The sequence below is a fragment of the Aliiglaciecola aliphaticivorans genome (assembly GCF_054782055.1).
On the sequence record NZ_BAAGTF010000015.1, the window covers coordinates 89772 to 101568 of the forward strand.

Consider the following 11797-nt stretch of genomic DNA (forward strand, 5'->3'; position numbering starts at 1 on the left):
TTTTGGTATAAAATGACAATGCTAGGCTAGACGAGTACGGAACGCGTTAACAGATACTTCCATTGGTTGGGCCATATAAAAGGTTTAAGCGAAATTAATGACTAGCGGTTTATTGCTCACAACAGACCTGGGCTATTCAGCTTTATCCTTAAACTCACATAAATCTTCAATAATACAAGCGCCACAACGTGGCTTTCGGGCAACACAGATGTATCTGCCATGGAGTATTAACCAGTGATGGACATCCACTTTAAATTCTGCAGGCACCACTTTGAGTAGTTTCTGTTCAACCTGATCAACGTTTTTACCCATGGCAAGCTTAGTACGGTTGGAAACTCTAAAGATGTGGGTGTCCACGGCGATGGTCGGCCAGCCAAAAGCCGTGTTGAGTACTACGTTGGCGGTTTTGCGTCCCACACCGGGCAGGGCTTCTAAGGCTTCACGGCTTTCGGGTACTTGCGAGTGATGTTGGTCGATTAAAATTTTACAGGTTTTGATCACGTTTTCGGCTTTAGCGTTAAACAAACCTATGGTTTTTATGTATTGTTTCAAGCCATCGACACCCAATGCGTATATGGCTTCTGGCGTATTGGCTACCGGATAAAGTTTGTCGGTTGCCTTGTTTACGCCAACGTCAGTGGCTTGGGCAGATAAAATCACTGCAATGAGTAATTCGAAGGGGGTAGAATAATTTAATTCAGTGGTGGGTTCGGGGTTTTCTGCCCGTAAGCGTGTCAGTATCTCCCGACGTTTCTGATTGTTCATAACATCAACTACCTTAACTTTCTGCGGTGACTCGGGCCCGCTGTACCACTTTATCTTGTTCGGGTTTTACAACCCAAGATTCGACTCGTTTATCTAAAGCGTTCTTGAGGGCGATAAGTAATCCCATTCCCAAAAAAGCACCAGGGGGAAGTATGGCTAATAAGAAAGGGCTGTCGGATTCAAAGACAGTTATTTTTAATACGCTTGCCCATTCACCAAACAACAAATTAGCACCAGAGAATAGGGTGCCATAACCTAATAGCTCTCGCATACCGCCTAGAATCAATAGCACTAAAGTGAAGCCAAGACCCATCATCAAACCATCAAAAGCGGCGTGACCTACGGGGTTTTTCGATGCATAAGCTTCTGCGCGGCCAATAATGGCACAGTTGGTCACTATCAAAGGGATAAAGATCCCCAAGGCTTCATAAAGTCGGAAAGTATATGCATTCATGAGTAATTGCACCACTGTGACAAAACCGGCAATGACCATCACAAAAACAGGGATACGTATTTCATTGGGTACTAGGTTACGCACTAAAGACACAGTACAGTTTGAGCCAATTAATACCAAGGTTGTGGCAAGACCTAAGCCTAATCCATTGATGACTGTCATTGTTACTGCTAGCAGTGGACATAGGCCTAGCAGTTGTACTATGGCAGGGTTGTTTTTCCACAAACCTTGCCAACTGAGTTCTTTAAATTGATTCATCTTATTCTACCTCAGCACGCGCTGGCTGGTTATTCTCGGCTTCACATGCATTGGCTGCGTTAAAAAGCGCCGGTTGATGCTGTTGAAAATATAAAACGGTATTTTTAACTGCTTTAACTACTGCCCGAGGAGTGATGGTTGCGCCGGTAAATTGATCAAACTGACCACCGTCTTTTTTTACTTGCCAATCTTTATGGTTTTCAGTCGTTACAGATTTGCCAGTAAATGACGTAATCCAGTCAGTGATACGGATATCAATTTTGTCACCTAATCCCGGAGTTTCTTTATGATCTAAAACACGAACACCTGTCACTTCCGATTGCATGTTAATACCAACTATTAACTCAATTTTACCACTGTAACCATCTGGCGCGGTTGTCTCAATTGCCACTGCAGAAGGGGCATTGTTCATTCTGGCTAAATAGACAGTGTGAGGATCTTTTGAGCCTAACAATTCAGTATTTATCACTTTGGTGCAATCATGGTGAATGTCGTTATCGTATAAAGAATTTGGGATGATTGCGTTCAAGATAGCCAGCCGTTTTTGGATTTGTTGCTCGGTTATCTGATCTTCAGTCACAGCATAGGTGACCGCTATGATTGCCGTTGTCACTAAAGCAAATGCGGTGAGTTTCAGACCATTGCTAACGATACTTTGTTTCATTAACTAGTCCTCATCAATCTGTTTCACTTTAATCACATTTTTGTGTTCTGTACGATGACCGTATGTTCGTGGTCGGGTGTAATAATCAATTAATGGCACACCCATATTCATGATTAACACGGAAAACGCAATGGCATCAGGATAGCCACCCCAGGTTCTAATAATATAAACCCAAGCGCCTATTCCTAAACCAAAAATTATACGACCTCGATTGGTGGTCGTAGCGGAAACCGGATCGGTGGCAATAAAGAAGACTCCCAACATAAAACCACCACTAAATAAATGGAACATGGGGCTGGCGTAAATCCCATCATCTATCAAGTACATAAACAGCGATAAAACGCTAATACCAGCAATCATGCCAACGGGAATATGCCATTTAATCACGTTTACTTTTAATAAAAGCAACCCGCCTAAAAGGTATGCAAAGTTTACCCAAAACCAGCCAACTCCTAAGCCATTATTGAAAACCGAGGTTTGCATACTTTCTTGGACTGTCATTCCTTGGGAGATTGCTGTTTTCACCGCATCAAGAGGGGTGGCCATGGTGTAACCATCCACATGGGTTCGTAGCTGCTCAATACTATAACCGTCAGCGCTGAAGCCGCTAAAAATAATACTAAAGGAATCCATGAAAGATTGGGGGAATTGGCTTAATGCTTGGGGGATCGCCCACGTCGACATTTGTACAGGAAATGAAATGAGCAGCATGACGTATGCCGCCATTGCAGGGTTGAATAAGTTGAATCCTAATCCGCCATACAATTGCTTGACTATGGCGATGGCAAAAATACTGCCAATCACTGTGATCCACCAAGGGGCAAAAGGTGGAATACTCACCGCAATTAAAAATGCGGTCACCAAAGCGCTACAATCTTTAATCGCCACTTCAAAATTCTTTTTACGCATTTCAAGAATGGCAGCTTCAGTGACAATGATTGTAATACTGGCTATCAAAAAGTGGATTAATGCGCCCCAGCCGAAAAACCAAGTTTGTACCGCTAAACCAGGAATTCCTGCATACATTACTAAGCGCATTACCTGACCTGTGGTACGTTTTACTCTTTGGTGGGGCGAGCTGGCAAATTTAAAACTCATGGTTAATTAACTTTCATCCTTGTCTGCTGTTGAGCTAGACGACTTTTTCGCGGCTTTCTCAGCGCGCTTTAATTTCGCAAGACGATTTTGTTCTCGAGCTTTTGCCACTGCCGCTTCTACTTTTTGTTTGCGAATTTGTGCGGCAGTTAATTTTTCACCTTGCTGACTCTTTGTCGATTCTTGGTTAGCAGCATCAGGCGTTTGTGTGGCTGAAGACTGGACTTCAGACGCTTCATTCTCACTAGCTTTGGCTAACTTTTTTGCTTTTGCTTTGGCGATCGCTGCGGCTATGGCTTTTTGTTTTGCCGAAGGAGCGGGCGTCTCTTCACTGGCACTCTCTGTTTGCCGTTGTTGGTGGTTATTGACAATAGGCGTATCCTCTTGAGCGTTTTGATTTTGCTCATTATCTTGCCTATTATCGCCTTGTCCTTCTTCACCTTTGGCCGTGTCAGCGGATTCCGCTTGTTGTGCTTTTTTGATCGCTTCGCGTTTAGCTTTAGCTTTTGCTATGGCAATGGATACTTTTTCTTGTTTGCTGGAACGCGCAGGTGCTGATGACGATTCAGTCGCGGTATTACCTTGGGGTGACTTGTCATCAGCCACTTTGTGTGTTTTTGCAGCTTCAGTCGTTTTAGCTTCGTCAGGTTTAGGCGTCTCCCTGGTTTCACTAGCCGCGGCTTCTTTTGCCGCTGCACGTTTGGCTTTGGCGCGAGCAATTGCTGCAGCGACTTTATCTTGTTTGCTCGTTGTTTCCTGATTGTTGGCACTAGTTGACTGCGGTGTTTGCGTGGTTTCCGCACTCTCATTTGTTGCAGCTGGTCCGTCTTGGGGATCGGATGGCGACGTATTGGCTTGTTTTTTCGCTTTTGCCCGAGCTAAGGCTGCCGCAATTTTGTCTTTAGCGTCATTGCCTTTTTCGCTCATTGCTTTTTTGCGGGCCGCTGCCGCTTTTGCGTGTTTTTCTTCACGCTCTTTTTGCTCTCGTTCTAAGCGTTCTTTACGTGCTTCGAATCTTATCCTAGCCTTATCTGCTTGCGCTTTTTCCTGTGCTTGGGTGCGTATATCGGCTTTGGCAACGCGATAATAGTGAACCAATGGGATCTCACTAGGGCAGACGTAGGCGCAAGCACCGCATTCAATGCAATCAAACAGGTTCTGTTCTTCGGCTTTTTCATATTCTTTAGCTTGGCTATGCCAGAACAATTGTTGTGGCAGTAAAGTCGCAGGGCAAGCATCTGCACATGCACTGCAGCGAATACAAGGTTGTTCTGCATTAGGCTCTTGAATTTCGGCTGCCGATGGAGCCAAAATGCAATTGGTTATTTTAACAACGGGGACTTGATCATTAATGGTTTCAAAGCCCATCATCGGCCCCCCCATAATGAGTTTCCTCGCCCGTTGTTTATGGGCTTTATAATGACCCACTTCCAATAAATGTGAGATCGGCGTTCCTATCGGCGCCCAAATATTCTGCGGGCGCTTAAATGCCTGTCCAGTTAAGGTCACCACGCGTCGTATAAGGGGAGTCCCAGTAAAAATGGCGTCGGCAATGGCGAAACAGGTGCCAACATTTTGCATTATCACACCCACATCTATAGGCAAGCCGTTACCAGGCACTTCACGATTGGTTAAAATTTGGATAAGTTGTTTTTCACCGCCAGCGGGATACTTAGTGGGAATGGAAATTACTCTGTACTTTGCATTTTCCTGACAAGCAACTTGCATGGCCTCAATGGCTTCAGGTTTGTTATCCTCTATGGCGATTATCACCAGTTTCGGTGACAGTAGATGCACCAAAATATCGATACCTTGGCGAATTTGCCATGCATGTTCACGCATCAATCGATCATCAGAAGTGATATAAGGTTCACATTCCACACCATTGATAATCAAAAATTCTACATTTTTCTTTGGTGACGACTTAATGTGTGTTGGGAAACCCGCGCCCCCCATACCACTAATGCCGGCATTGCAAATGGCTTCTACAATTTTGGATTTAGGCTTCTGTTGATAGTCTAAGATGGGTTCCAGAGGAGCCCAAGTCTCGAACTCATCGGTGCTAATTTCTATGGCAAGCTCTGGCAAGCCGGAAGGGTGAGCTGATACATGAGGTCCAATTTGGCTCACATAACCTGATGTAGGCGCATGTACTGGGACAGAAAAGGGGTTGGTACTGTGAGTTAACGCTTGCCCTTTGAGAACTCTGTCTCCCTCTTTGACCAACAAGCCGCCTTCTACACCTATATGTTGTTTAACCATAACATACAGTGTTTTAGGCATTGTTATGGTTTCAATGGCTTTTGTGTTTGAAAGTGATTTGAGTTGGGGCGGATGCACGCCACCGTGGAAGTCCCACAATCGGCCTTGATTTAAGCGTTGTAAAATATGGTCATAGTCAGAATACAATTTACTCTTCCTCAATTGACTTGTTTTACTGGAATAGCATCGAGCTGCCATTGCCATGAAGAAGTATTCTGCGCTATTGGAATCATATCGATACAATCAACAGGGCAGGGATCAACACATAAATCACACCCCGTGCATTCGTCTTGAATCACCGTATGCATTTGCTTTGCCGCGCCAATAATTGCATCGACTGGACATGCTTGAATACACTTAGTGCAACCAATACATTCGTCCTCACGAATAAAGGCGACCTTTTTCACATCTTCTTGACCATGGGCCGCATCAAGAGGTTTAGCTTCCACTCCCATTAAGTCTGCCAACTGTTTGATCGTCGCATCACCACCTGGAGGGCATTTATTAATGTCATCACCATTGGCAATAGACTCAGCGTAAGGGCGACAACCCGGGAAACCACATTGTCCACATTGGGTTTGCGGTAACAAGGCGTCTATTTGTTCAACTAGGGGGTCACTTTCAACTCGAAAGCGAATCGCAGCGTAGCCTAAAATAGCGCCAAAAATTAGCGCCATGATTCCAATTACGGTTAGTGCGATTATTAGGGTCATTAAAACTTCACCAATCCTGTGAAGCCCATAAATGCCATTGACATTAAGCCTGCCGTAATCATGGCAATAGAAGCTCCTTTAAAAGGAGAGGGGACATTGGCAGCAGCTAATCGTTCTCGCATCGCAGAAAAGAGAATCAACACCAAGGAAAAGCCCACAGCTGCGCCAAAACCATAAATAACGGATTCGACAAAATTATGATCTTGATTCACGTTTAACAGTGCAACACCTAATACTGCGCAATTGGTCGTAATCAGCGGTAAGAAAATGCCTAATAAGCGATACAAAGTAGGACTTGTTTTGTGAACCACCATTTCGGTAAATTGGACGACCACTGCAATGACCAGAATAAAACTTAGGGTCCGCAGGTAGCCCATTCCCAAAGGTTGAAGGACATAGTGCTCGACTAAATAACTGGTTAAAGAGGCAAGAGTGAGTACAAAGGTTGTGGCCATAGACATACCAATCGCTGTTTCTAAACGATTAGACACGCCCATAAACGGGCATAAGCCCAAAAATTGGACCAATACGAAGTTATTTACTAGTACTGTACCTACCAATAAAACTAAAAATTCACTCATTTGATATGTGTAACGCCTAACGATGATGCAAACGGCGTCTATTATCTCTGTTTACAGACCGATTAACAACTTGATATTTATAAGGTTATGTTGGCCAATATTTAGCCTACTTATTACTTAAAATGACACTGAGAGATAGAGCTAGGAGATTTGGCTCCCCCTCCCCGACTCGAACGGGGGACCTGCGGATTAACAGTCCGTCGCTCTAACCAACTGAGCTAAGGGGGAATCAAATTGTGTCGTTGAAGTTGGCTCCCCCTCCCCGACTCGAACGGGGGACCTGCGGATTAACAGTCCGTCGCTCTAACCAACTGAGCTAAGGGGGACCTGATTTCAACGGAGGCGAATATTAATGAGCATCAACCGTTCTGTCAACACAATATCTTAGTTTTTTAGGCTTTAATTCAAATTGATTGAATAAGCAGCTATTTTTGATGTAAAAACGTCTAATAATGGAATAATTGACCTGGTTTTTCTTTTTCAAATTTAAATGCAGTAGAACGAATGCGCTCAACAGATATATTTACGTTGCTAAACACTGTTCATAATTTAGTCAGAATCCATGTTAAAGCAACTCATTTTTTCTGCTTTAAATAAGATCGGACTAATCTAAAACATGACGTTTTTGAAGGCACTAAAAAAGGTGTAACAAAATCACAACCAGTGTGTATGTTATTTGAACAGTTTAGGCGGGCTTAATGATCAAGTAACGATCCATAAAGCGGCAATTAAAGTGCTAATAGCGGTTTTTTTATTAGAGACTATAAATACGATCTGTTATTCCTTTTTGTTATAAATATTTGATTGATCACTGTGTTTTATAACAGTGTTTCATAATTCTGAAACATAAAATTAAAGCCCCTCAGGTTAGTGCTGACTTACCTAATTTTTAGTCACATTACTGTAACATAGCGGCTTTATTGGCGTGAGTACAGTTATCCACTAATCCTGTGGATAAGTTTGTGTATAACGATCTGAGATAGCTATTTCTAATTTGTTTAAAGAAGTCAATATAGCATTTGATATTTTTCCCAAAAAAATATTTAATCAGTATAATCAATAGTTTATCTGTTTTTAGTGAAAAGTTGCACCAAGCTGGAGCATAAACTTACCTTAAGCCTATTGTCCTGTGTGTATTTTTGTGAAATAGCTTTAAACTGTTTAGTAAGATGTTGAAAAATTGACATTTTATTAACATCTTTGGTGTGTTTATAAAGGGGGCGATAATTTTTGATTTGGCAAAGGGTTATTAGTAGAAAAACGCGCTAAAGCCTTAAAATAATTCAAATAGTCATATATTCGATGATCTGTCTGTCATATAATTGATCGGCTGTTTTCGCAGCATAAATACATTCCAAACTAAGTAAAAAATAGCGTTGGCATAGTGAGAATTATTGCTATGTCTATAAATATTGCCAATTAGCCTTAATGAGTACAACTAAAGTGAAAGAGCCCCAAGCAACAAGCCGTAATAATGATATGCTAAATGGCCCTATTTTCGAAACTCTGCAAAAAATGACCTTGCCGATGGTTTTGGCAATGATAATGTTAATGACCTTTGGTTTAGCTGATACATTTTTTGTGAGCATGCTCGGCACTGAAGAACTGGCGGCCATTAGTTTCACATTTCCGGTGACCTTTACCATTATTAGTCTAAATATTGGTTTGGGCATTGGTACTTCTGCCATTATTGGGCGCTCGTTGGGTTCCGGTGAAACTCATTTAGCTAAAGAGTTTGCTACTGGCGCACTTATGCTTTCTCTCATTTTGGTGGGGCTTTTAGCCTTTGTTGGATATTTAACAATTGATCCGATATTTCGTTCAATGGGGGCGACCGACGAACTGCTTCCTTTCATTTATGATTACATGGAGTTGTGGTACGCAGCGGCTATATTTTTAGCGGTTCCTATGGTTGGAAATAGCGTTTTAAGAGCCGCTGGTGATACGAAAACTCCCAGTATAGTTATGACTGTTGGCGGGGTAATTAACGTTATCTTAGATCCGATTCTAATTTTTGGTTGGGGACCCGTCCCTGCGTTAGGCATTCAAGGAGCAGCTTTAGCTACGGCTATTTCTTGGGGAGTCGGATTACTCTATATATTGTATTTGCTTGCCTTAAAGCGAAAATTGATGCTTCCACGATTGTTAACTTTTAACGAGCTTAGGCTGACCAGCGGGGGGATTTTACGAATTGGCTTACCTGCTGCTGGGGCCAATATGTTAACGCCGATTGCCGGTGGTGTTATCACTAAAATCATAGCAGCTTACGGACCTGGGGCTGTTGCTGCATGGGGAGTAGGGAGTCGTTTGGAGTCTATTGCGAGTATTTTAGTTTTAGCGTTATCGATGTCTTTACCACCGTTTATTAGTCAAAATTTTGGAGCCAATAAACTCTCACGGGTTGCGAGTAGTTATTCGCTTTCTCTGAAATCGGTGCTGGTTATCCAGTTTATTGTTTACCTCATATTGTGTGGTGTTGCACCTTATATTGCGTCTTTGTTCGCAGAAGAACAACAAGTTGCAGATCTGATCGTATTATTCTTGTATATCGTACCCTTAGGTTATGGGTTACAAGGTGTTGTCATACTTACCAATTCTTCTTTCAATGCGATGCATCAGCCGATCTCGGCATTAATTTTGAGTGTGGTTCGTTTATTTTTGTTTTTTGTACCTTTGGCTTATTTAGGCAGTAGGTTGCTGGATATCCACGGATTGTTTTTCGGCATCATAGTGGCAAACCTTTGTACCGCAATAGTGGCCTATGCTTGGTTTAAAAAAAGCACCAATATTCAAACACAGCCAGTTTAGGAGTTTTATTCGCTTTGGTTAAGTGTACATTTACTTCATTTGAGTAAGGAAAAGAAATTGAGTCGTCCATTTGAATTATCCTCACATTATCAACCTGCTGGTGACCAGCCCCAAGCTATTGAAAAATTGGTGGATGGATTGGAAAGCGGATTAGCAAATCAAACGTTGTTAGGAGTAACCGGCTCGGGTAAAACCTTCACAATGGCAAATATTGTTTCACACGTGCAAAGACCGACCTTGATTCTTGCTCATAATAAAACCCTTGCTGCACAATTATATGGAGAAATGAAAGAATTTTTTCCAAATAACGCAGTTGAATACTTTGTTTCTTATTATGACTACTATCAGCCCGAGGCTTATGTACCAAGCACTGACACTTTTATAGAAAAAGACTCTTCAATAAATGATCACATTGAACAAATGCGATTGTCCGCCACTAAATCTTTGATGGAACGCCGTGACGTTATCATCGTTTCTAGTGTTTCGGCTATTTATGGACTAGGTGATCCTGAGTCGTATATGAAAATGTTGCTGCATTTGCGTCAAGGCGATTTGATGGATCAAAGGGCGATTCTTCGTCGCTTAGCGGAGTTACAGTATAGTCGTAATGACGTCTCTTTCGAGCGCGGCACGTTTCGTGTGCGCGGTGATGTGATCGATATTTTTCCCGCGGACTCCGAGAAGCAGGGGATTAGAGTTGAATTATTTGACGAAGAAATTGATGCCATTAGGTTATTTGATCCCCTAACCGGGAGCGTGGAGCAGACAGTTACACGAGCTACGGTTTTTCCGAAAACACATTATGTGACGCCCAGAGAAAAGATTTTAGAAGCCATTGGTCATATCAAAGATGAGCTTAGAGAGCGCAGAGACCAACTCAAGTCTGTCCATAAGTTGGTGGAAGAACAGCGCATAGTTCAGCGTACTCAGTTTGATATGGAAATGATGCAAGAGTTAGGGTATTGCTCTGGAATTGAAAACTATTCTCGCTATTTATCAGGCAGAGCCCCCGGTGAGCCACCGCCGACATTATTAGACTATTTTCCTGCTGATGGATTGTTATTCGTGGATGAATCTCACGTAACAGTTTCACAAATAGGCGCAATGTATAAAGGCGATCGTTCGCGTAAAGAAACATTAGTTGAGTTTGGTTTTAGACTGCCGTCAGCATTGGATAATCGACCACTAAAATTTGATGAGTTTGAACAGATATCTCCGCAAACCATTTATGTGTCAGCCACACCTGGTAAATATGAAATAGAAAAGTCAGGTGAGGATATTGTTGAGCAAGTTGTTAGGCCAACAGGTTTATTAGATCCTGAAGTTGAAGTGAGACCGGTTGCCACCCAAGTAGACGATGTAATGTCAGAAATAAACTTGCGAGTGGCGAAGAACGAAAGAGTGTTAGTCACTACACTAACAAAACGAATGGCAGAGGATCTCACCGACTATTTAGATGAGCATGGTATTCGAGTGCGTTATCTGCATTCTGACATTGATACTGTTGAGCGTATTGAAATTATCCGCGATTTGCGATTAGGGAAGTTTGATGTTCTGGTAGGAATTAATCTCTTGCGCGAAGGCTTAGATATGCCAGAAGTCTCTTTAGTGGCGATTTTAGATGCAGATAAAGAAGGCTTTTTACGTTCTGATCGATCATTGATCCAGTCTATGGGACGGGCGGCTCGTAACGTGAATGGTAAAGCAATACTTTATGCAGATCGTATTACCGGCTCAATGGAAAGGGCGATGAAAGAAACCCAACGTCGTCGAGAAAAGCAACATCAACATAATTTAGATGAAGGTATTCAACCTACGCAATTAAACAAACCGATCACCGATATTATGGATATTGGTGAAGGGAATTCAGTTGATGTAGGTGGCAAGGTTAAGTTGCGGAAAATTGCTGAAGCCAATAAGACATACAAAGCAATGACGGCGACTGAGTTAATGGCCAAAATTGCTGAGTTAGAGAAGCAAATGTTCACTGCAGCGCGGGAGTTAGAGTTTGAGAAAGCAGCAAGTCTTAGGGATGAAGTAGAACAACTTAGGGAACAAAGCGTAAAATTATCCTAGGGCCTGTTGATCTTTCGTGATTGGTTTTTGAGCGGCATGGTAAAGAGTTATAATTTGTTTCGCCAAAAATAAACTAACAACTCAATACCATGCCGAGACTAATGCTAACTGATCAGCGGTG

General features: G+C 42.4%; 9 protein-coding genes and 2 tRNA genes. 2 read left to right on the forward strand and 9 right to left on the reverse strand.

Going from position 1 to position 11797, the window contains the following annotated elements:
• Nucleotides 1-132: 132 nt before the first annotated feature.
• The 9 genes from nth to ACYVIL_RS08735 form a co-directional block, all read right to left on the reverse strand.
• Nucleotides 133-765 (reverse strand): endonuclease III, encoded by a 633-nt coding sequence (nth, locus tag ACYVIL_RS08695; RefSeq protein WP_460312214.1) that lies wholly within the window; start codon nucleotides 763-765, stop codon nucleotides 133-135.
• Between the two features lie 13 nt (nucleotides 766-778).
• The gene (locus ACYVIL_RS08700) at nucleotides 779-1477 is read right to left on the reverse strand and encodes an electron transport complex subunit E (RefSeq protein ID WP_303476331.1); all 699 of its coding nucleotides are present in this window, start codon (nucleotides 1475-1477) and stop codon (nucleotides 779-781) included.
• 1 nt (nucleotide 1478) lies between these two features.
• Entirely contained in the window at nucleotides 1479-2141 is a 663-nt protein-coding gene (gene rsxG, locus ACYVIL_RS08705; protein ID WP_460312215.1) for an electron transport complex subunit RsxG, read from the reverse strand.
• 3 nt (nucleotides 2142-2144) lie between these two features.
• Nucleotides 2145-3239 (reverse strand): electron transport complex subunit RsxD, encoded by a 1095-nt coding sequence (gene rsxD / locus ACYVIL_RS08710; RefSeq protein WP_460312216.1) that lies wholly within the window; start codon nucleotides 3237-3239, stop codon nucleotides 2145-2147.
• A 6-nt stretch (nucleotides 3240-3245) separates the two neighbouring features.
• The gene (gene rsxC / locus ACYVIL_RS08715) at nucleotides 3246-5645 is read right to left on the reverse strand and encodes an electron transport complex subunit RsxC (protein WP_460312217.1); all 2400 of its coding nucleotides are present in this window, start codon (nucleotides 5643-5645) and stop codon (nucleotides 3246-3248) included.
• An 11-nt stretch (nucleotides 5646-5656) separates the two neighbouring features.
• Nucleotides 5657-6211, reverse strand: a complete 555-nt coding sequence (rsxB, locus tag ACYVIL_RS08720) for an electron transport complex subunit RsxB (protein ID WP_303476323.1) — start codon at nucleotides 6209-6211, stop codon at nucleotides 5657-5659.
• Nucleotides 6211-6792, reverse strand: coding sequence for an electron transport complex subunit RsxA (rsxA, locus tag ACYVIL_RS08725; RefSeq protein WP_303476321.1), 582 nt, complete (start codon nucleotides 6790-6792; stop codon nucleotides 6211-6213). Before rsxA ends, rsxB begins: the two co-directional genes overlap by 1 nt.
• Before the next feature lie 151 nt (nucleotides 6793-6943).
• Nucleotides 6944-7020, reverse strand: a tRNA-Asn gene (locus ACYVIL_RS08730).
• A gap of 21 nt (nucleotides 7021-7041) precedes the next feature.
• A tRNA-Asn gene (locus ACYVIL_RS08735) sits at nucleotides 7042-7118 on the reverse strand.
• Between the two features lie 1117 nt (nucleotides 7119-8235).
• On the opposite strand from ACYVIL_RS08735, the gene ACYVIL_RS08740 reads away from it, so the two are divergent.
• Both ACYVIL_RS08740 and uvrB read left to right on the forward strand, forming a co-directional pair.
• A complete protein-coding gene (locus tag ACYVIL_RS08740; RefSeq protein ID WP_460312220.1) occupies nucleotides 8236-9600 on the forward strand; it encodes an MATE family efflux transporter in 1365 nt (454 codons plus the stop codon).
• A gap of 57 nt (nucleotides 9601-9657) precedes the next feature.
• The gene (gene uvrB, locus ACYVIL_RS08745; protein WP_303477061.1) at nucleotides 9658-11676 is read left to right on the forward strand and encodes an excinuclease ABC subunit UvrB; all 2019 of its coding nucleotides are present in this window, start codon (nucleotides 9658-9660) and stop codon (nucleotides 11674-11676) included.
• Nucleotides 11677-11797 lie beyond the last annotated feature (121 nt).

Bases quoted from the DNA above. Each gene is read 5' to 3' on its own strand.
- rsxG (WP_460312215.1), bottom strand. From the start codon at position 2,141: ATGAAACAAAGTATCGTTAGCAATGGTCTGAAACTCACCGCATTTGCT.
- ACYVIL_RS08700 (WP_303476331.1), bottom strand. From the start codon at position 1,477: ATGAATCAATTTAAAGAACTCAGTTGGCAAGGTTTGTGGAAAAACAAC.
- rsxA (WP_303476321.1), bottom strand. From the start codon at position 6,792: ATGAGTGAATTTTTAGTTTTATTGGTAGGTACAGTACTAGTAAATAAC.
- rsxB (WP_303476323.1), bottom strand. From the start codon at position 6,211: ATGACCCTAATAATCGCACTAACCGTAATTGGAATCATGGCGCTAATT.
- rsxD (WP_460312216.1), bottom strand. From the start codon at position 3,239: ATGAGTTTTAAATTTGCCAGCTCGCCCCACCAAAGAGTAAAACGTACC.
- nth (WP_460312214.1), bottom strand. From the start codon at position 765: ATGAACAATCAGAAACGTCGGGAGATACTGACACGCTTACGGGCAGAA.